This is a genomic window from Bradyrhizobium sp. RT6a, assembly GCF_040547675.1.
Classification (GTDB): domain Bacteria; phylum Pseudomonadota; class Alphaproteobacteria; order Rhizobiales; family Xanthobacteraceae; genus Bradyrhizobium.
In genome coordinates this window covers 506,502-526,296 of sequence record NZ_JBEPQC010000004.1, presented here as the reverse complement: position 1 = coordinate 526,296, position 19,795 = coordinate 506,502, and the positions used below count along the sequence as shown (strand labels likewise).

Here is a 19,795-nt window from a genome sequence, read left to right as displayed (position 1 = left end):
TCACTCCATCTCGACCACTTCGCCTTCCGACACAAGTCGCAGCCGGTCGGCATCCTTTGCCGCGGAGGTGATGACGGCATCGAGCAGGCCCGGAAAACGTGCGTCCAGATCTTCGCGGCGCAGCCGCACGAAGCGGTTGGTGCCGGCGACGCGGGTCTGCATCAGGCCGCATTCGCGCAGCTTGGCGAAGTGATAGGCCAGATTCGACTTGCCGCTGAGCCCGTTGAAATCGCCACAGCACAGCTCGCCGCTGACACGTTCCTGCTGCGCGAGCTGATACACGATCGCCAATCTGATCGGATCGCTCAGGCAATCCAGAACCATCGGCAGTTCGATCTGCGCGCGGGTGGGGTGGGGTGGGGTGCGGCTCATGTCGGAGACCATAGCGAAATGGCTTCGATGTTCAATAGTTCTTGAACCAATTGACTCCTGACCGTCCCATCGATAGTTCAATAAACATTGAACATAGGGAATCCTCGGATGAGCGTATTCTGGTTGGCCTTGGCGGCGCGGCCTTTGCGATCGGCACGGAAGGCTTTGTCATTGCAGGGCTTTTGCCGTCGATCGCCACCGACCTGGCGATTTCCGTCCCCGCCGCCGGGCAGTTGGTCACGGCCTACGCCCTCACCTATGCGGTCGGCTCGCCGATCCTGGCGGTGACGCTGAACAATATCGACCGCCGCACCGTGCTGGCCCTGGCGCTATCGACCTTCATCGCCGGAAACCTCGCGGCGATGGTGGCGTCCAACTACGCCCTGCTGCTGGCCTCGCGCATGCTGATGGCGCTGGGCTCCGGCCTGTGCATGCCGACCGCGCTGGCCGTATCCGTGGCCGTCGCGGCGCCGGAACGACGCGGCCGCGCGGTGGCGCTGGTTACCTCCGGCCTCACGGTTGCGACCGTCATCGGCGTTCCGCTCGGCAACCTCGTCGGCAGCCTGCTCGGCTGGCGCGCGACCTTTGCCATGGTCGCCCTGATCGGCGCCGTTGCGCTCGCCGGCCTCCTGCTCGGCCTGCCCCGCGGCCTGCCCCGCAACACGGCTTCGCTCGGCGATCGGCTGGCAGTGGCGCGTCACCGCAATGTCCTGACCGCGCTTCTGATCACGATCCTATGGGCGCTCGGCGGCTTCACAGTGTTCACCTATTTCGCGATCCCGCTGCGCGGCCTTGGATTCGATGCGTCGCAGATCAGCCTCGCGCTGCTGGTGTTCGGCGGCGCCGCTGCGATCGGCAACATGCTCGGCGGCGTCCTGGCCGACCGGCTCGGCACGCTCGCCACAGCAGGTCTCGGGCTTGCCGGCATGGCCAGCGCGCTGATCCTGCATTCGTTGGTCCTGAAGCTGATGCCGGGACAGGCGCATTATGCGGTGCTGGGCGCGATCTTCCTGTGGGGCATCTCGGGCTGGGCGTTCTACCCGGCCCAGGTCGCCAGCATCATCCGGATCGAGCCGCAGGCCTCGATGATCGCGCTCTCGCTCAACGCCTCGGCCATGTATCTCGGATTTGCGATCGGCGGTGCCCTGGGTGGCGCCGTGCTTGCGGCGTGGAGCCCGGCCGATCTCGGCTGGGTCGGCGGACTGAGCGTTTCGGCGGCTGTTCTGGTGCATCTCGCCCGGGGCTGGCAGGCCCGGCCAAAACCGGTCAAAATTGCCGGTTGATGGGCGTTTTTCGGGGTTTCGCCGCCCCGAAAACTGGTCTAAGACCCACCCCGCGCGCGAGGGGGGACCACCGCGCTCTCGGCCAAAGGGACGCGCAGCAGGCGCGCCCTTTTTTTGTGCCCAAATTCCACTTCGGCGAGAGTTGATGCCCAAACGTACAGACATCACCACCATCCTGATCATCGGCGCCGGTCCCATCGTGATCGGCCAGGCCTGCGAGTTCGACTATTCGGGCACCCAGGCGGTGAAGACGCTGAAGGAAGAGGGCTATCGCATCGTCCTCGTCAATTCCAATCCGGCCACCATCATGACCGACCCGGAATTGGCCGATGCGACTTATATCGAGCCGATCACGCCCGAGATCGTCGCGAAAATCATTGAGAAGGAACGTCACGTCATTCCCGGCGGCTTCGCGCTGCTGCCGACCATGGGCGGACAGACCGCGCTGAACTGCGCGCTGTCGCTGCGCCAGCAAGGCACGCTCGAAAAATTCGACGTCGAGATGATCGGCGCCACCGCGGACGCGATCGACAAGGCCGAAGACCGACAGCTGTTCCGCGAGGCCATGACCAAGATCGGGCTCGAGACGCCGAAGTCGCGGCTCGCCAACGCCTCCGCCCTGAAGAAGTCCTTTCGCGACAAGTACCAGGCCGAACGCGCAAAGGCCTCTGGCGCGGAGCTCGCAGAGCTCGAGCGGCAGTGGACGCTCGGCGAGAGCGACCGTCGCAAGCGTTACCAGGAATATGCGCTCGGCCAGGCGCTGATGGCGCTGTCCGAGATCGGCCTGCCCGCGATCATCCGCCCCTCCTTCACCATGGGCGGCACCGGTGGCGGCATTGCCTACAACAAGGAAGAGTTCCTCGACATCATCGAGCGCGGCCTGGATGCGTCTCCCACCAACGAAGTGCTGATCGAAGAATCCGTGCTCGGCTGGAAAGAGTACGAGATGGAGGTGGTGCGTGACAAGAAAGACAATTGCATCATCGTCTGCTCGATCGAGAACCTCGATCCGATGGGCGTGCACACCGGCGATTCCATCACGGTGGCGCCGGCGCTGACGCTGACCGACAAGGAATACCAGATCATGCGCGACGCCTCGCTGGCGGTGCTGCGCGAGATCGGCGTCGAGACCGGCGGCTCCAACGTGCAGTTCGGCGTCAACCCCGAAGACGGTCGCATGGTCGTCATCGAGATGAATCCGCGCGTGTCGCGTTCCTCCGCTCTGGCTTCGAAAGCCACCGGATTTCCGATCGCAAAGGTCGCCGCTAAGCTTGCGGTCGGCTACACGCTCGACGAAATCGCCAACGACATCACCGGCGGCGCCACGCCGGCCTCGTTCGAGCCGACGATCGACTATGTCGTCACCAAGGTGCCGCGTTTCGCCTTCGAGAAATTCCCCGGCGCCTCCACCACGCTGACCACGTCGATGAAGTCGGTCGGCGAAGTCATGGCGATCGGCCGCACCTTCCAGGAAAGCCTGCAAAAGGCATTGCGCGGGCTCGAGACCGGCCTCACCGGCCTCGACGAGATCGAGATCGAAGGTCTCGGCCGCGACGACGACAAGAATGCGATCCGCGCTGCGCTGGGCACGCCGACGCCGAACCGGCTGCTCCAGGTCGCGCAGGCGATGCGGCTCGGCTGGTCGGACGAGGAGATCTTCAATTCCTGCAAGATCGATCCGTGGTTCCTCAGCGAGATGCGCGGCATCGTCGACATGGAGGCGAAGGTCCGCAGGAACGGCCTGCCGGGCAACGCCTTCGGCATGCGCACGCTCAAGGCCATGGGCTTCTCCGATGCTCGGCTCGCGGTGATCGCGGAGACGACGGAGGCAGAGGTCACGGCGAAGCGCCACGCGCTCGGCGTACGCCCGGTCTACAAGCGCATCGATACCTGCGCGGCCGAATTCGCTTCGCCGACCGCCTACATGTACTCGACCTATGAGGCGCCGTTCGCGGGCGCGCCTGCGGACGAGAGCTCGCCGTCCGGCAAGAAAAAGGTCATCATCCTCGGCGGCGGACCGAACCGCATCGGCCAGGGTATCGAGTTCGACTATTGCTGCTGTCACGCCTGCTTCGCGCTGCACGACGCCGGCTACGAATCCATCATGGTCAACTGCAACCCGGAGACGGTGTCGACCGACTACGACACTGCCGACCGGCTCTATTTCGAGCCGCTCACCGCCGAGGACGTGCTGGAGATCATCGCGAAGGAACGCACCAACGGCACGCTTCACGGCGTGATCGTGCAGTTCGGCGGTCAGACCCCGCTCAAGCTCGCGCGAGCGCTGGAAGCCGCCGAAGTGCCGATCCTCGGTACCTCGCCCGATGCCATTGACCTGGCGGAAGACCGCGACCGTTTCAAGCGGGTGCTCGACAAGCTGCGGCTGAAGCAGCCCAAGAACGGCATCGCCTATTCGGTCGAGCAAGCGCGCCTGGTCGCAACCGATCTCGGCCTACCGCTGGTGGTTCGCCCATCCTACGTGCTCGGCGGCCGCGCGATGCAAATCATCCGCGAGGAGAACCAGCTCAGCGATTACCTGCTCGGCACGCTGCCGGAGCTGGTGCCGGGGGACGTCAAGGCCCGCTACCCGAACGACAAAACCGGCCAGATCAACACCGTGCTCGGCAAGAACCCGCTGCTGTTCGACCGCTATCTGTCCGATGCGACCGAGATCGACGTCGACTGCCTCTGCGACGGCAAGGACACCTTCATCGTCGGCATCATGGAGCACATCGAGGAAGCCGGCATTCATTCCGGCGACAGCGCCTGCTCGCTGCCGCCGCACTCCCTGGACGACAAGATGATCGAGGAGCTGGAGCGGCAGACCCGCGAGTTGGCGCTCGGCCTCGACGTCGTCGGCCTGATGAATGTGCAATACGCCATCAAGGACGGCGAGATCTACGTGCTCGAAGTCAATCCGCGCGCCTCGCGCACGGTGCCCTTTGTCGCCAAGGTGGTCGGCACGCCGGTTGCGAAGATCGCGGCGCGCATCATGGCCGGCGAGAAGCTTGCCGATTTCAAGCTGAAGAAGGCGAACCTCGATCATGTCGGCGTAAAGGAATCGGTGTTTCCGTTCGCCCGTTTCCCCGGCGTCGATACCGTGCTCGGGCCCGAGATGCGCTCGACCGGCGAGGTCATGGGCATCGACCGCTCCTTCGCGGTGGCGTTCGCCAAGAGCCAGCTCGGCGGCGGCACGCGGGTGCCGCGCAAGGGCACGGTGTTCGTCTCGGTTCGCGAGAGCGACAAGACGCGCATCACCGAGGCCGTTCGCGAGCTGCATTCGCTCGGCTTCAAGGTGCTGGCGACATCCGGCACGGCCCGCTTCCTGACCGACCACGGCATCCCGACCGAGAAGGTGAACAAGGTGCTGGAGGGCCGGCCGCACATCGTCGACGCCATCACCAATGGCGACGTCCAGCTCGTCTTCAACACCACCGAAGGCCCGCAGGCGCTCGCCGACAGCCGTTCTCTGCGGCGCGCGGCCCTCTTGCATAAAGTGCCGTATTACACCACTCTTTCCGGGGCCGTGGCGGCCGCGCAGGGCATCCGCGCCTATCTGGGCGGGGACCTTGAGGTTCGGACCCTGCAGAGCTACTTTTCGGAAACCTGATCGCGAGCGGGAGGCCCAACCTTTCGCTAAGTGATTGGCGATGAAGCCACTATGGCCGGAGGAACTGTCCGGCCATATGGTTGTTCTGTTCCGGCGCCAAGCCCATATGAACGTTCGGCGGCAAGCGCGTTGAGCCGCCGGACAGACTGACGAATCAAGTTGCGTGCGCGCTGGCATGTCAGGGCGCGCGCGACCGAAGGACGAGAGAAGAGATGGAAAAGGTACCGATGACAGCGGGCGGCTTTGCCGCGCTCGGGGAAGAACTGAAGAAGCGCCAGTCGGAGGACCGTCCGCGGATCATCGAGCATATCGCCGAGGCGCGCTCGCACGGAGACCTTTCGGAGAACGCGGAATACCACGCCGCGAAGGAAGAGCAGTCCCACAATGAAGGCCGCATCGCCGAGCTCGAGGACAAGCTCGCGCGCGCCGACATCATCGATATCTCGAAGCTGTCCGGCGACACCATCAAGTTCGGCGCGACCGTGACACTGGTCGACGAGGACACCGAAAAGAAGACGGTGTGGCAGATCGTCGGCGAGGTCGAGGCCGACGCCAAGAAGGGCCGCATCTCCATCACCTCGCCGCTCGCGCGCGCGCTGATCGGCAAGAAGAAGGGCTCAACCGTCGAGGTCAACGCACCCGGCGGCGCCAAGGCTTACGAGATCACCAAGGTGGAGTGGCGGTAACGATTTGCCGTCGCATGTGATTTGAAAAAGGCCGCGCAGTGCGCGGCCTTTTTTGTTGCTGCATGTTGCTGGCAATGAGGTGGGATGATCCCTCCCCCTCGTCATTGCGAGCGCAGCGAAGCAATCCAGAGTCTTTCCGCGGAGACCGCCTGGATTGCTTCGCTCCGCTCGCAATGACGGCGGAGACGCTACCTTCTTGCCCTCACGTCCAGCGGCACGGCCGCCTCGTATTTCGAATTGTGCAGCACCAGCGAGGTCCGCACGTTGCGGACGTGTGGGGCGGCGGTCAGGTGGGTGACGAAATCCTGGAAGGTGGCCATGTCGGGTGCGACGCATTTCAGGATGAAATCGACTTCGCCCGACAGCATCCAGCACTCGCGCACCAGCGGCTCGGCGCGGACGAACTCCTCGAAGGCGCGCAAATCGGCCTCGGCCTGGCTGGAGAGGTGCACCGCGGCAAACACCGTGACGTCGAAGCCCAGCTTGCGCGCATCCAGAAGCCCGCGATAGCCGTGGATATACCCCTCCTCCTCCAGCGCCCGGACGCGGCGCAGGCAGGGCGGTGGCGAAATGCCGACGCGCTTGGCCAGCTCGACATTCGTGATTCGACCGTCGGCCTGAATCTCGGTGAGAATTTTCAGGTCGATCTCGTCTAGGTTCCGCGACACGTGATTGGAACTCCTGGCCTTTACGGCGGTATTGGTGGGTCTGTCGCAATCCTCATAGCCCAGACCGCGCACTCGGCGCAATTTTATTGCGCGTGCAGCGCAATCGACTTTTGTTCCTTGTTGGAAAAATCCGCCGACAGGGAATGCAATTCTTGCATAGCTCACCAGAAGGCTTAGATTACCTCTGATATTTCAGCGCCTCCGCGAGGCCTCCCGGCACGTTCCGCGCCCGCGCTGCAGTCCCCCGTGAAAGGCATCTGTCGAAATGTCCGCCGCTGTCCATGCAAAGGTCGTCATCATCGGCTCCGGCCCCGCCGGCTACACGGCGGCGATCTACGCCGCGCGCGCGATGCTCGAGCCGATCCTGATCCAGGGCATCCAGGCGGGCGGCCAGCTCACCATCACCACCGACGTCGAGAACTATCCGGGTTTCGCCGACGTGATCCAGGGCCCCTGGCTGATGGAGCAGATGGAAAAGCAGGCGCTGCATGTGGGCACCCAGATCAAGACCGATCTGGTGACCAAGCTTGACACCTCGCAGCGACCCTTTCGTCTGACCTGCGATAGCGGCGACGTCTATCTCGCCGACGCCGTCATCCTCGCCACCGGCGCCCAAGCGCGCTGGCTCGGGCTGCCGTCCGAAACGAAATTCCAGGGCGGCGGCGTGTCGGCCTGTGCCACCTGTGACGGCTTCTTCTACCGCAACAAGAACGTCGTGGTGGTCGGCGGCGGCAATACCGCGGTCGAGGAAGCCCTGTACCTCACCAACCATGCCTCGCAGGTCACCATCGTGCATCGTCGCGATCACTTCCGCGCCGAACGCATCCTGCAGGAGCGTCTGTTCAAGCACCCGAAGATCAAGGTGATCTGGGACTCAGCCGTCGACGAGATCTGCGGCACCGAGAACCCGAACAAGGTCACTCATGTGCGGCTGAAGAACGTCAGGACCGGCGCCTTGACCGACGTGCCGACCGACGGCGTCTTCGTCGCGATCGGGCATGCCCCGGCGACCGAGCTCGTGGCCGGCCAGATCAAGCTGAAACCGTCGGGCTATGTCGAGGTCGCCCCGAACTCGACCGCCACCTCGGTCCCCGGCCTGTTCGCCGCGGGCGACGTCGCCGACGAGACATATCGTCAAGCGGTCACGGCGGCAGGCCTCGGCTGCATGGCAGCGCTCGAGGCGGAACGATTTTTGGCCCTGCGCGCCAGCGAGCGCGCGGCAGCGGAATAGGCATCATGGCACGAACACGCGACGGATTCACGGATATGGACTGGGACAAGCTGAAGGTGTTTCACGCGGCGGCGGAAGCGGGCAGCTTCACGCACGCGGGCGAGCAGCTCGGCCTGTCGCAATCGGCGGTGTCACGCCAGGTGTCGGCACTGGAGCAAGAACTCTCGGTCTCGCTGTTCCACCGCCACGCGCGCGGCCTGATCCTCACCGAACAGGGCGATCTCTTGTTCCGCACCGCCCATGACGTGTTCATGCAGCTGCAGGCGGCGCGCGCGAAACTGACCGACAGCCGCGAGCGGCCGAGCGGCGATCTCAAGATCACCACCACGCCCGGCGTCGGCATCAACTGGCTGATCCCCCGGCTCGGCGAATTCACCGCGCTCTATCCGGAAATCCGGATCTCGCTGATCGTCACTGACGAGGAGCTCGATCTGTCGATGCGCGAGGCCGACGTCGCGATCCGTACCCGCAAGCCGACGCAGCCGGATCTCATCCAGCGCAAGCTGTTCGCGATGGGCTTCCACGCCTATTGCTCGCCTGATTACATCAAGCGCTTCGGCACGCCGCGTACGCTGGAGGAGCTCGACTCTCATCGCATCATCACGCTCTCCGACGGCAACTTCGCGCCGCATCTTCAGAACCGCAACTGGCTGGTCGAAGCGGGGCGCAACGGCTCGGGTCCGCGCGAAGCCTATTTCAGGGTCAACAACATTCTCGGCCTCGTGCGCGCCTGTCAGCAGGGCCTCGGCATCGCCGCGCTGCCGGACTATCTGATCGAAGAACAGAGCCGCCTCGTGCAGCTGTTCGGCGAATCGGATTCGATCCAGCTCGATACGTATTTTGTTTATCCGGAAGAGCTGAAGACGGTCGCGCGCGTGCAAGTGTTCCGCGATTTCGTGGTGAGCAAGGCGCAGCGCTGGCCGTCCTGATTTCCGCATGTCTGACATGCGGCTTGGACGCTTGATGCAGGGCGCGAGGCTAGCCCATAATGTTTTCACGCTGAGCCTTCGCGTTGCGCATTTGTCCCCCTCCTCCAGTGGCGCGGGAGTTCAGTAATCCCTCTTGGAAGGTGATTGTGTCGGCCTCACGTGGCCAATACCTTAAGCCGGGCTCGATCGAGCCCGGCTTTTTTTTGGCAGATCCGGCCTTCGCCCTCCGCGTGTATTGACAGTTCCATGCTTACCCCGCATCATTTGCGAATGATCACGAAGTCGTGCGCAACCTCGTCGACGGCAGTCGCCTCGAAAAAAGGCCCCCATCTGGGGACCTCGGAATTTTGCGCGCGCTAACAGCCTTCGTCATCGCGAGCCGAAACTTCGAAAACCCCGCCGCCTGGACGGGGTTTTTTCATGTGCCTCGTCTCAGGATTTTTCCCGAGAAGGAGATGGAACATGACCGGACTACAGGAACAATTGCACGGGCTCTGGCTGCCGCTTGTGACGCCGTTTCGCGACGGCGCTCTCGACGAGAGGTCGCTGCGCCGATTGACCCGGCATTACAGCGGACAGGCCGTCGACGGCTTCATCCTGGGGGCGACCTCCGGTGAAGGCATGACGCTGCGCGACGCGGAGCTCGAACGCCTCGTCGCCATCGTGCGCGACGAGCTGGCCACCGCCCACAGCAAGATTCCGGTCTGCCTCGGATTGTCAGGCGCGGACACCTCGCGGCTGAAGGAGCGTCTCGACGAGACCGCGGACTGGCCGATCGACGGCTATCTGATTGCGAGCCCGTATTATGTGCGGCCGTCGCAGCGCGGGTTGCTGGCGCATTTCGAGGCGCTCGCCGATCACGCCGCCTGGCCGCTCGCGCTCTACAACATTCCCTATCGCACCTCGGTCAACATCACCAACCAGACGCTGCTGCGGCTTGCCGGGCATCCGAATATCATCGGCCTGAAGGATTGCGGCGCGAGCCGCGAGCAATCCATCGCGCTGCTGCGCGACCGGCCTGCGGGCTTTCGCGTGCTGACTGGCGAGGATGCGAATTATTTCGAGGCGCTCAGCGACGGTGCCGACGGCGGCATCGTGCTGTCAGCCCACCTCGAGACCGCGACGTTTGCGGCTGTCCATGCCGAGCTGAAGCACGGCAATCACGATGCGGCGCTGGCGCGCTGGCAGGAGGTCGCCGACCTGACGCGCCTGTTGTTCACCGAGCCCAGTCCCGCACCGGCGAAGTATTGGCTGTGGCGCGCGGGCCTGATCGACAGCCCCGAAGTGCGCCTGCCGATGGTCGAAGTCGGCAGCGAACTCGCAGTCCAGCTCGACCGCGAGATCGAGCGACGGATGCAAGTCGCGGCGTAGCTGATAGCCCGCACCCCACCCTCTCCCCGTAAGTACGGGGAGAGGGAGTGAGAGAGCGGAGTGCGTGGTTAACCGCGCACCAATGACCTTCGCTGCTGCCGCATGGTGCATCCACGGCTCGTTTACGCAAACGCGCCTATCGTCTTCATTCAAAGTCTTTTCAAATGGGGGAATGATCATGGGGCAACGCATCCGCCCGACGGCGGCAGACGTCTTCGCGTCAGCCGATTTCATGCGGGGAATTGTGGTGGTGTCGTCGTTCGGCTTCTGGGCGGTGATGCTCGGCCTGATGCCGGTGCTGGTGTTTCGGGTCTGGCTGGCATGAGGCGAACGCACGTCCGGATGGTTAATCCGTGGTAGCACCTGTGTTCGAAAGCGCGCGAGACTGCGACCCGGATTTTTAAAACATCCAATGTAGCGTTCATGCCCATAAGCGAAGAAATCGCGGGGGCGTTTGTGAATAGTCATAACGAAGTGGCGTCGCATTACGACGCTGAACAGCAGGGCTTTACCACCGAGGACATTCTCTGGGCCGCCGGCATCTGGTCGGTGATTCTCACTCTATCGCCGGTGATCGTGTTCTACATGCTGATGGTGGCCTAGCTACCAAGTCATCTTCCGAAAAACGCAAAACGCGCGGATGTCCGCGCGTTTTTCGTCCGGGGAATGATTTATGAAAAATTATGCCGCCTGCTTGTGCATTGCGCCGGACGCCGACGCCGTGCCGCGAATAGCCTTTACCGAACGTTCGATCGCCGCCCACAGCCTTGCGATTTCCTGAGCCGCACGGCTCTCGGCCTGATATTCCCGCGCGCCCTCGCCGTGGCTCAGCGCCATCAGCAGATCCGAACGGTTGGTGATCTGGCCGCCCCACACCGGAGCACGGAATTTCGCCAGCGCTTCGCGGGCGATGGTGACGATCGGGCTTTCGGACTCGTCGCGGCGCGCCGGCGCACCGTTGAGCACGACCGCGTAGGGCTTGCGAGCCGCACGGCACATCTGGATGGTTTCCTGCACCGCGTTGACGTCGAACACGCCGGGACGGGCGGGAATCACCACCATGGTGGCATTGCGGATGGCGTCGTCGACGACGGCCGACAGGTTCGGCGGCGTGTCGATCAACACCCATTCATAACCGTCGCGCTTGGCAGCGGAGACGATGCCGCTGACCGAGTTCACTGCGGACTTGATCGGCGGCTCGTTGGTGCCACGCAGCTTGTGCCACAGCGTGAGCGAGCCCTGCGGATCCGCATCGACGAGCAGGATCGGCTTGGTCGCCTTGATCTGCGCGGCGAGATGCGCGGCCAGCGTACTTTTGCCCGAGCCACCTTTACGCGATGCAAAAACAATAACGTTCATACCTCTGCCTCCAGATTGACCCCAGGCGGCGAAAATGAATCACCGCGGTGATTCGGGAAAGAAAAATTTATCATAAGTTATGTCGGCGCCATGAAATAACAAAGCGCGTTGGCTTTTGAGTCACACTGTCGCGTGCGACGACGGCTTCATGCCGCCAATCGTGCGTTTTTTGAGCAGTCCGGCGGGAAATAATGGAATGCAACCTCGCCGCGCAATCCGTTTCGCTGGCCGTTTCCATCCCGCCTTGTCGCAAGCGTCCGCACGCGGAGGCGAACAAAACGAGTCCAGTGGCTGGTGTGGGACTGATGCCCTGATCAGTTTGGACTTAGCGACGAGGGGCCGGACACGCAAATGCCCGGGACTTCAAACGCACTGCGCGCTTTGGCCCGGGCATGATCGAGTTTCAAAAAGGGAACGCTTGCCCGCGTTCAGCCTTCGCTGGCTTTCTTCTTCTTGGCGGTCTTCGTGCTCTTCTTCGCAGGTTTGGGCGCGATGCTGGTCGGCTTGCCGGCGCGGGGCGCGGCCGCCATGCCCGGCTCCGGTCCCGGCCGGAAGAACACCCGGCACTGCGGCGAGAGCTGCGATTTCTTCTGGATCATGCAGGCGGTGATGGCGTCGACGTTCGGAACGAAGTCGCCGCACAGCCGCATCGCATCGGGCGTGCAGGCCTGCTGCTCCTCCTGGGAGTAGGCAAAGCCTTCACTCGGGTGGATCAGGACGGCCAGGGCGATCCCCGTGATCGCAGCAGCAAAGGTCTTGTTGAAACGGAACGGCGGCATCGATCCCCCCAAAATGTCGAGTCGGAGCGGATAGTGGGTGAACGGGGGTTCGTTGGCAACGAGGGCAGATGCGAAAGGCGGGACGTGTGCGGTCTCGGCAACAGGGCCCCCCAAAACAAAAAAACGCGAAAACAACCCCATGCACAGTAGCCAAGTCCATGTGTTGATTGGACTTTGCCAATGGTGATTTGCGGATTTTACGAAATGCGGTTTGACTCGTCGGGCAAAACAGGAGCATGATGCCATCATCACAGAACGTGCGTGGGGTGGTCGGCCTGTCTCCTGCGCTGGACAAAAGCGTGAGCGGGACGGAGACGATTGCATGGAGCGAAATGAGGCGGAGCTGCCGCTGTCGGGCGTGACGGTGGTCTCGCTCGAGCAGGCGATCGCGGCTCCTCTTGCCAGCCGCCATCTTGCGGACTGGGGCGCGCGCGTCATCAAGATCGAGCGGCCGGGCGATGGCGATTTCTGCCGCGACTACGATCACGTGATGAACGGGATGTCGAGCCAGTTCGTCTGGACGAACCGGTCGAAGGAGAGCCTCGCCATCGACATCAAAAGCCCGGAAGGACAGGAGGTGCTCGACGCCCTGCTGCCGCAGGCCGACGTCTTCATCCAGAACCTGGCGCCGGGCGCGGCGGAGCGGCTCGGCCTCGATGCCGCCTCGCTGCTGCGGAAATATCCCCGGATCATCGCCTGCGACGTATCGGGCTATGGCGCGGGCGGTCCCTACAGCAACAAGAAGGCCTACGATCTCCTGGTGCAGTGCGAGGCCGGCGTCCTCGCCATCAACGGCACCGAGGCGGAGCCCGCCAAGGTCGGACTTTCGGTGGTCGATATCGCCACCGGCATGTACATCCTGAACGGCGTGCTGATGGCGTTGTATCGCCGCGAGCGGACCGGCAAGGGCACCGCCTTCCAGGCCTCGCTGTTCGATTCCATCACGGACTGGATGAGCTATCCCGCCTTCTACACGCAGAGTACGGGCCGGCCGCTGCCGCGAACCGGCGCCAGGCATGCAACGATAGCGCCGTATGGCCCTTTCCGCGTCGGCGACGGCAACACGATCTTCTTCGGCATCCAGAACGACCGGGAATGGCGATCGCTGTGCGCCATTGTGCTTGGCGACGCCGCCTTTGCCGACCACCCCCGCTTCCGCACCAATCCGCTGCGCATGCAGAACAGGGACGATCTGCAGGTCCATATCGAGCAGCGTTTTGCAGCGATGACCAGTGACGAGGTGCTGCGGCTGCTCGACGAGGCCTCGATCGCCAACGCGCACCTGAATTCGGTCGAGGCGTTCCTGGAGCACGAGCAGCTCCGCGCCCGCTCCCGGGTGCAACCGGTGGGATCTCCGTGCGGTCCGGTCATGAGCTTCCTGCCGGCCCTCACCATTCCCGGCCTGTCGCCCCGGATGGATCCGGTGCCTGACGTCGGCCAGCACAACCCATCCATCCTCAGCGAGCTCGGTCTCGCAAGGGAGACATGACGATGACGCCCCGGCGGCCGACGCGGGTCTATCTGGCCGTTCCCGCGCATCGCTCCCGTCTCGTCGCCAAGGCGGCTGCCTCGGCCGCGGACGCGGTGTTCATGGACCTCGAGGACGCGGTGCCGCCGACCGAGAAGAGCGCGGCGCTGGAGGAAGCTGCGCGGGCGCTGTCCTCGCTGGAGTGGGGCAACAAGGTCGTCGCGGTCAGGCTCAACGCCGTCGACAGCCCCTTCATCGCGCAGGAAATCCGCATGCTCGCTGCGCTGCCCAGGCTGGATTCGGTGATCGTGCCGAAGGCGGAGCACGCGAGCGACATCGCCGCCATTGCCGATCAGCTGCGCGCGGCCGCGCCGGATCGCCCCTCGCCTGTGGCGCTCGAACTGCTGATCGAGACCGCGCTCGGTCTCGTCAATGTCGACGCGCTCGCCGCGGCGCACCAAAGCGTCGCCGCCCTTCATCTCGGCGTCGGCGATTTCGCGGCGTCGATCGGCGCCCGCTCCTCGGAAATCGGCGCGTCGCCGGACGGCTACCGCCACGTGGGCTCCGCCCAGAGCGGCTATGCCTCCGCCCCGCTCGATCTGTTCGCCTATCCGATGATGCGCCTGCTGGTGGCCGCGCGCGCGTTCGGCCTGCGCGCCATCGACGGTCCGTGCGGCGCGTTCCGGGATGGCAGACTGACTGAAAGCAGCGCGCTCAAGGCGGCTGCGATGGGTTTTGACGGCAAGCAGGTGATCCATCCCGACCAGATCGAACCGACGCTGCGGGCGTTCGTCCCGTCCGACACCGAGCTCGCGCACGCGCGCCGGGTGGTCGAGGCCATGGAGCAGGCCGAGGCGCAGGGCCAGGGCGCGGTGACCCTCGACGGCAAGATGATCGACTATGCCAATGTTCGCATGGCGCGCAGGATCATCGAGATGGGGTCGTAGCGGCGCATGGCCACCGTGCTGATCGTCGCGCCGGTGTTCGCGCTAATCGCGGCCGGCTATGCCGCGGTACTGTTTCGCTTTGTCTCCGAGACCGCGCACAAGGGCATCTCCGAATTCGCCTTCAGCATCGCGATTCCCGCGCTGCTGTTCCGCACCATCGTCGTGTCAGAATTTTCCGACGTCAGCCCGTGGCGGATGTGGGGCGCCTATTACGGCGCGCTCGCGCTCATTTGGATCGCGGCGCTTGTCCTCTCGGCCCTGCTGCGCAAGCGGCGCGAGGACCGCGAGGACGGCGTCGTGTTCGCGATCGGCTCGGTCTACGGCAACATCGTGATGCTCGGCATCCCCCTGACGCTCTCGGCGCTGGGCAACGAGGCCGCAGGCCCGATGGCGCTGATCCTGTCGGTGAACACGCCGCTGCTCTGGCTCTGCGGCATCCTGCAAATGGAATGGGTCAGCCGCAAGCAGACCGGCTCGGCGCTGTCGGTGATCCGGCCCGTGCTCACGGATCTCGCGCGCAATCCGCTGATGCTGGGGATCGGTTTTGGCGTGGTCTGGCGTTTCACCGGCCTCGGCCTGCATCCCGTGGTCGACAGGACCGCCGAGCTGCTGGCGCAGGCGGGCTCGCCGGCGGCGCTGATCGCGCTCGGCATCAATCTGTTCCGGTTCGAGGTCAAGGGCGAGATGTTAAGCGTCGTCGTGATGAGCGCGCTCAAGCTGCTGGCGATGCCGGCGGCCGCGTTCGTGCTGGCAAAGCTGCTCGACCTGCCGCCGCTCGCGGCCGGCGTGGTCGTGCTGTTCGCGGCGATGCCGACCGGGGCGAATGCGTACATCTTCGCGGTTCAATACCAGCGGCTGGTGAACCCGGTGTCGGGCGCGGTGGCGCTGGGGACGTTGCTGGCAGCGGTGACGTTGCCGGTGGTGGTGTGGGTGGTGGCGAGGTGAAGTGTCAGAGGCCTGCAGAGTGCGCCGCACCACCGCCCGAATATCCAATCAGCGCAGGCCCAGGAACGAGAGCACCACACCAATCACGACGACGAGTCCGACCAGATAGATAATGCCGTTCATGTCTCAGCTCCTCCGCGTTGTCAGTCCTGCCGCAACACAAACACCGAAGGTCGTGAAAAGGTTCGGCGGTGCTCGGCGCCGTTTTCTCCTGAAATCGGGGAACGAAAGCGACCCATCCTGCGTCGTGGCGTGCTGAGCTTCGCCCCCTCAATGATTTTTCGTTTACACGCAAAGGTCGCTAGGCTGCCCTGATACGTCCTGCAGGGAGGGTGACATGGGACAGCGTGAAGAGAGACTGGCATTGATCAGAAGCGCTTACGCGGCACGCGACGGCGGTAACGCCGAAGGCTTGGTGACAGCCTTTCATCCCGAGGGTCTGTTCACCTTGATGGGCGACAACAGCGCGCTCGCACTGACGGGGACTATGCAGGGGCACCCGACCCTGCGTGGAGCCTTCAGTAAATTGATTGATGAATTCGGCTTCGAAGATCGCGAAATCGTGGCCGAGCTGGTCGACGGAGATCGCGTTGCTGTCCATTCCCGCGTCGTCGTTCTACACCATCCGACCGGGAAGGCTTCCAGCACCGAGATCCTGGACCTGTTCAGATTTCAGGACGAAAAGATCGTCGAGCTGATCGAGTTTGCGGACACTGCGCAGATCAAGGCGATGATATCCTGACGCGCAAAGAGGTTGTGTCAGTGTCGCCTGACGTTAGGGAGTTTGGTGCACTGTCACAACACGCTGGCCCTCGCGCCAGGCCATCTCCCAGAAGTCCGCCTCGAGTCGGGTGGCTTCCTTGAAGATCGCAATCAGTTCTGCCTCGCGCGCCGGCGTGGCGTAGAGATCGGCGAGATGCTCCATGTGCGCCCGCGCTTTGGCGGCGACCTCCTGGTACGGCGCGCCGGCGTACTCGGCGATCCAGACGCGGTAGGCGTTCGTCGCAGCGTCAGCGAGGGGGAGCGAGGCGAGCCGCGTTGCGATCTCCGCGTACCCGATCACGCAGGGGGCAAGCGCCACCTTGAGTGCCAGCAGATCGCCGCGCATTCCCGCGTCGAGCACGTAGCGTGTATAGGCCAGCATCTCGGCCGCCGGAGGCGCCTGTTCAAGGTCGGTCGGGGATAGACCCCAATCGGCACAGAGCTTCACATGCAGGTTCATCTCGACATCGAGGATGGCCGAAAGGCCGGCCGCTGCTTCACGCATGTCGGCAAGTCTGGGCGACTTGTAGACCGCGAGCGCATAGGCGCGAGCAAACTCGATCAGGAATAGATAGTCCTGAACGAGGTAGTGACGAAACGCCGCCTCGGGGAGCGAGCCGTCTGCCAATCCGTTCGTGAAGGGATGCTCGGTGTAGGCCCGCCACTCAACGGATGCTGCTGTCTTGAGACGCTCGAAGAAACTCACGATCTTTTTCGCCCGGCTTGCTTGTCCATGAATGTCTTTGGTTCGCTACCGATAGCGCATTGCGGACCGGGGAGCGACGGCGACCGCGCACAAAACTGGCTTTGAGTAGCGTTGCGGACACTGCCCGCGTCGGGAGTTTGGCGCACTGTCACCGTAATCTCGAACGCTTTAGTCCCGACGGTCGATCGTTAGGGCGAAGGTTTTCGCTCTTAGGCATTTCGAGCTCAGGCTGATCGGACGTTATCACGCAAGACTCCACCAGTGGTTGGTGAACCCGGCTCGGGCGCGGTAGCGCGGGGCACGCTGTTGGCGGCGGTGACGCCGCTCTGAGGGACTGTTCGCGTCAAGAGGGCATGCCTTCCGGTGCCTCCGATCGTACCGCACGTAGCGCAATGCCCATTCGTCTACGAACGTTCTGAAGACCATCGATGAAATCATCCGCCGCAATGCTCAGGCTTTCTGGAGATTGAGCGCGCGCCATATCCTCGGTGGTCCACTCCTGGTTCAATTGCTTAGCGAGCGCATAAACAACAGCCCGACCGACGCGAATGATCATCGTTCGTTCAGCAAATTCCTTTGTCATCCGACGCATCGCCTCGGGCTCAGGGGCGTGTGCATACTCCAATTCAAGTTGGGTGCGCATTTCAGCAATCGAATGGTAATGCATGTTTACAAATAGCTGCCCTGCTTCAGGATAAAATTTCGCGGCCTTAACCCTCCTTTACAACTGCGATAACGAAGGCCGTAACGATTTGAAGGTAGTGACGCCACCTTTGCGCCCATACCGAAATTGTCATCAAGCCCCTTGTCTTTTCCAATGGATGCAGCCAGGTCGCATATCTGATGGAGCTCTTCACTGGACATCCCGGGCCCAGAATTCCAAATACAAAGCTTCTCTACGCCGCCGATCCATTTCGGCATCAATTCTATTGTTTGCTCGCCTGCTGGAGCATTGATTGCTGCCTCGATCGCGTTCATGACCAATTCGCGGATCATCATCGTCTTCGGGCAGCGCTCGATCATACTAGCAACGAGAAAGTCCTCGTCGGCGACACGTAAGGCAGTGACGTTTGGTGAACTATTCATTGTATCCTCGTGATCTAAATTCTAGGGAACACAAGAAATTTGAATTCAAATCAGTGCCCGGAAACCCGGGCACCACATTTGCGTAAGTCGATGATCTACGACGATGGTAGATATCTAAGATGATCTCGCTATGCGGCGGCAGCTTCAGCAACTGCCTCAGATGAATGACGCGACGGAAGCCCAAGTTTCCAACGGATCATATCGCCAACGATCGGATAGATATCGTTGTGCTTGGCACCGAAGCGCATAGCCACGGCAGTTTTTGCAAGCGGCCATCAAACCGCACGCCAATAGAGCCTTCCAGGGGATGGCCGCTGCATTCGGGTATCGAAGAGGGTCGAGGGTACGGGAGGTAAACATGCGTGGCTGAACATGCAGCGGCAGTTTACATAAAGTACTGATCCTGTGGCGGAATCACTGGTACAGTTGGGTGGGCTCGAACCACCGACCTCCTGTTCCACAGACAGGCGCTCTAACCAACTGAGCTACAACTGCATCCTTGCGAGCCGCCCGAGGGGCGCCCTGAACGGGCCGAGAACCAAGGGGGGCTGGACGGGGCGGAAACTAGGTGCAACGGGCGTTTTTGGCAAGGCCGCAACACCCTCAAAACGTCCCGCAAACGAGGTTATTTCCAAAGCAAAACCCGGGCTCTAGGCCCGGGTTTCTTAATTGAGACGGCCGCGCCGGATCAGGCGGCGGGGTAGAGCTTCGCGGCGGAGGCCTTGATCGGCTCGGCGGCGGCGGTGGCAGCGCGCTGGGTGATCTCGGCGAGCTCCCGGGCCTGGGCCTGGAAGGTCTCGAGCTGCGCCTTGGAATGGTTGGTCCACAGCGCGAACGCATCCTGCGGCGCCTTCACGCTGAACAGCTCCTGGGTGAAGTCGAGATGGGCCTTGGTGTTGGCCTTCGCGAACTCCATCAGCTTGGCGGTGTATTCGCTCACGCCCTTGTGGGCGGAAGAGAACACGGCCTCGACGGTGCCGTTGTGGGTCTCGGCGGCGTCCTTGAACTTGGCGTAGCTCTCGCGGGCCTGCGACACGCCCTTTTCGGCGAACGCACGCACCTGCTCGGGGACCTCGAACGGAATGATCGAGGCAGAAAACGGATCAGTCGCACCTGTCATGGTTGTCCCTCACACTAATGAAAAAACGGAGTGAGCCTTCAGGCGCGCCCGCCGGCCAACCGGGTGACGGGAGCGAAGACTGGAAACACGAAACGAATGATGGCTCGCCCAGCGCGGGGACCATGCCTGCCTAAAATGTCAACATTGTGCAACGCAACGGGTTTGGCGGGTGCATTGCAAAATTTAATCTCGGGGAGGATGAGGTTCCCGGGCTGGGGAACCGGTGGTTGAGGTATTTGAGTCCGGCCGCCGCGCTCTCTCCGTTCCCTCCCCCCTTGTGGGGGAGGGTCAGGGAGGGGGTGCCACACGGGGATTTTCTCTGTCGCGCTTCGGTCTCGGGGCAACGACTGACACCTTTTGCTGGGCTTACCCCTCTTCCTAGCCCTCCCCCACAAGGGGGGAGGGAACGCAGCTGGGTGGGGGCACGAGTTCGGGTTGAAGCGACTGACCATTTGCCACGCGCGAATCCTGCG

20 protein-coding genes and 1 tRNA gene are annotated in these 19,795 nt (G+C 63.1%); 12 read left to right on the top strand and 9 right to left on the bottom strand.

Going from position 1 to position 19,795, the window contains the following annotated elements:
* A complete protein-coding gene (locus ABIC03_RS24350; RefSeq protein WP_354061686.1) occupies positions 1 to 372 on the bottom strand; it encodes an ArsR/SmtB family transcription factor in 372 nt (123 codons plus the stop codon).
* Between the two features lie 182 nt (positions 373 to 554).
* Here ABIC03_RS24350 and ABIC03_RS24345 point away from each other — a divergent pair, with 182 nt between their 5' ends.
* From ABIC03_RS24345 to greA, 3 genes are all read left to right on the top strand, one after another.
* Positions 555 to 1,655, top strand: a complete 1,101-nt coding sequence (locus ABIC03_RS24345; RefSeq protein ID WP_502917342.1) for an MFS transporter — start codon at positions 555 to 557, stop codon at positions 1,653 to 1,655.
* Between the two features lie 145 nt (positions 1,656 to 1,800).
* Positions 1,801 to 5,265 (top strand): carbamoyl-phosphate synthase large subunit, encoded by a 3,465-nt coding sequence (gene carB / locus ABIC03_RS24340; protein WP_354061684.1) that lies wholly within the window; start codon positions 1,801 to 1,803, stop codon positions 5,263 to 5,265.
* A gap of 212 nt (positions 5,266 to 5,477) precedes the next feature.
* Entirely contained in the window at positions 5,478 to 5,951 is a 474-nt protein-coding gene (greA, locus tag ABIC03_RS24335; protein ID WP_007596674.1) for a transcription elongation factor GreA, read from the top strand.
* Positions 5,952 to 6,139: 188 nt separating this feature from the next.
* Here greA and ABIC03_RS24330 read toward each other — a convergent pair whose 3' ends face one another.
* Positions 6,140 to 6,619 (bottom strand): Lrp/AsnC family transcriptional regulator, encoded by a 480-nt coding sequence (locus ABIC03_RS24330; protein ID WP_275172518.1) that lies wholly within the window; start codon positions 6,617 to 6,619, stop codon positions 6,140 to 6,142.
* Between the two features lie 265 nt (positions 6,620 to 6,884).
* Here ABIC03_RS24330 and trxB point away from each other — a divergent pair, with 265 nt between their 5' ends.
* From trxB to ABIC03_RS24305, 5 genes are all read left to right on the top strand, one after another.
* Positions 6,885 to 7,850 (top strand): thioredoxin-disulfide reductase, encoded by a 966-nt coding sequence (trxB, locus tag ABIC03_RS24325; RefSeq protein WP_354061680.1) that lies wholly within the window; start codon positions 6,885 to 6,887, stop codon positions 7,848 to 7,850.
* A gap of 5 nt (positions 7,851 to 7,855) precedes the next feature.
* Entirely contained in the window at positions 7,856 to 8,779 is a 924-nt protein-coding gene (locus ABIC03_RS24320) for a LysR family transcriptional regulator (protein WP_007614700.1), read from the top strand.
* Positions 8,780 to 9,241: 462 nt separating this feature from the next.
* A complete protein-coding gene (locus ABIC03_RS24315; protein ID WP_354061678.1) occupies positions 9,242 to 10,150 on the top strand; it encodes a 4-hydroxy-tetrahydrodipicolinate synthase family protein in 909 nt (302 codons plus the stop codon).
* Between the two features lie 178 nt (positions 10,151 to 10,328).
* Positions 10,329 to 10,475 carry a hypothetical protein gene (locus ABIC03_RS24310; RefSeq protein ID WP_354061676.1) on the top strand — a complete coding sequence of 49 codons (147 nt, stop codon included), beginning with the start codon at positions 10,329 to 10,331 and terminating at the stop codon, positions 10,473 to 10,475.
* Positions 10,476 to 10,573: 98 nt separating this feature from the next.
* Positions 10,574 to 10,753 carry a hypothetical protein gene (locus ABIC03_RS24305; protein ID WP_211396596.1) on the top strand — a complete coding sequence of 60 codons (180 nt, stop codon included), beginning with the start codon at positions 10,574 to 10,576 and terminating at the stop codon, positions 10,751 to 10,753.
* A 78-nt stretch (positions 10,754 to 10,831) separates the two neighbouring features.
* Here ABIC03_RS24305 and ABIC03_RS24300 read toward each other — a convergent pair whose 3' ends face one another.
* Positions 10,832 to 11,509 carry an AAA family ATPase gene (locus ABIC03_RS24300; RefSeq protein WP_007596685.1) on the bottom strand — a complete coding sequence of 226 codons (678 nt, stop codon included), beginning with the start codon at positions 11,507 to 11,509 and terminating at the stop codon, positions 10,832 to 10,834.
* Between the two features lie 428 nt (positions 11,510 to 11,937).
* The gene (locus ABIC03_RS24295; protein WP_354061674.1) at positions 11,938 to 12,288 is read right to left on the bottom strand and encodes a hypothetical protein; all 351 of its coding nucleotides are present in this window, start codon (positions 12,286 to 12,288) and stop codon (positions 11,938 to 11,940) included.
* Positions 12,289 to 12,610: 322 nt separating this feature from the next.
* Here ABIC03_RS24295 and ABIC03_RS24290 point away from each other — a divergent pair, with 322 nt between their 5' ends.
* The 4 genes from ABIC03_RS24290 to ABIC03_RS24275 all read left to right on the top strand — a co-directional run bounded on the left by ABIC03_RS24290 (position 12,611) and on the right by ABIC03_RS24275 (position 16,390).
* Complete coding sequence (locus ABIC03_RS24290; RefSeq protein WP_354061672.1) at positions 12,611 to 13,777, top strand: CaiB/BaiF CoA transferase family protein; 1,167 nt, start codon at positions 12,611 to 12,613, stop codon at positions 13,775 to 13,777.
* Positions 13,774 to 14,703 (top strand): HpcH/HpaI aldolase/citrate lyase family protein, encoded by a 930-nt coding sequence (locus tag ABIC03_RS24285; RefSeq protein ID WP_354061670.1) that lies wholly within the window; start codon positions 13,774 to 13,776, stop codon positions 14,701 to 14,703. The genes ABIC03_RS24290 and ABIC03_RS24285 overlap by 4 nt, the downstream gene beginning before the upstream one ends.
* A gap of 6 nt (positions 14,704 to 14,709) precedes the next feature.
* Positions 14,710 to 15,648, top strand: coding sequence for an AEC family transporter (locus tag ABIC03_RS24280; RefSeq protein ID WP_354061668.1), 939 nt, complete (start codon positions 14,710 to 14,712; stop codon positions 15,646 to 15,648).
* Between the two features lie 337 nt (positions 15,649 to 15,985).
* Positions 15,986 to 16,390: a nuclear transport factor 2 family protein gene (locus ABIC03_RS24275; RefSeq protein WP_354061666.1), complete on the top strand. Its 405-nt coding sequence runs from the start codon at positions 15,986 to 15,988 to the stop codon at positions 16,388 to 16,390.
* Between the two features lie 33 nt (positions 16,391 to 16,423).
* On the opposite strand, the gene tenA is transcribed toward ABIC03_RS24275, so the two are convergent.
* The 5 genes from tenA to ABIC03_RS24250 form a co-directional block, all read right to left on the bottom strand.
* Positions 16,424 to 17,116 (bottom strand): thiaminase II, encoded by a 693-nt coding sequence (gene tenA, locus ABIC03_RS24270; protein WP_354061664.1) that lies wholly within the window; start codon positions 17,114 to 17,116, stop codon positions 16,424 to 16,426.
* A 343-nt stretch (positions 17,117 to 17,459) separates the two neighbouring features.
* The gene (locus tag ABIC03_RS24265) at positions 17,460 to 17,783 is read right to left on the bottom strand and encodes a hypothetical protein (protein WP_354061662.1); all 324 of its coding nucleotides are present in this window, start codon (positions 17,781 to 17,783) and stop codon (positions 17,460 to 17,462) included.
* Between the two features lie 2 nt (positions 17,784 to 17,785).
* Complete coding sequence (locus ABIC03_RS24260; protein WP_354061660.1) at positions 17,786 to 18,202, bottom strand: ATP-binding protein; 417 nt, start codon at positions 18,200 to 18,202, stop codon at positions 17,786 to 17,788.
* A 418-nt stretch (positions 18,203 to 18,620) separates the two neighbouring features.
* Positions 18,621 to 18,697 (bottom strand) — tRNA-His (locus ABIC03_RS24255).
* A gap of 193 nt (positions 18,698 to 18,890) precedes the next feature.
* The gene (locus ABIC03_RS24250) at positions 18,891 to 19,322 is read right to left on the bottom strand and encodes a phasin (RefSeq protein ID WP_354061658.1); all 432 of its coding nucleotides are present in this window, start codon (positions 19,320 to 19,322) and stop codon (positions 18,891 to 18,893) included.
* Positions 19,323 to 19,795 lie beyond the last annotated feature (473 nt).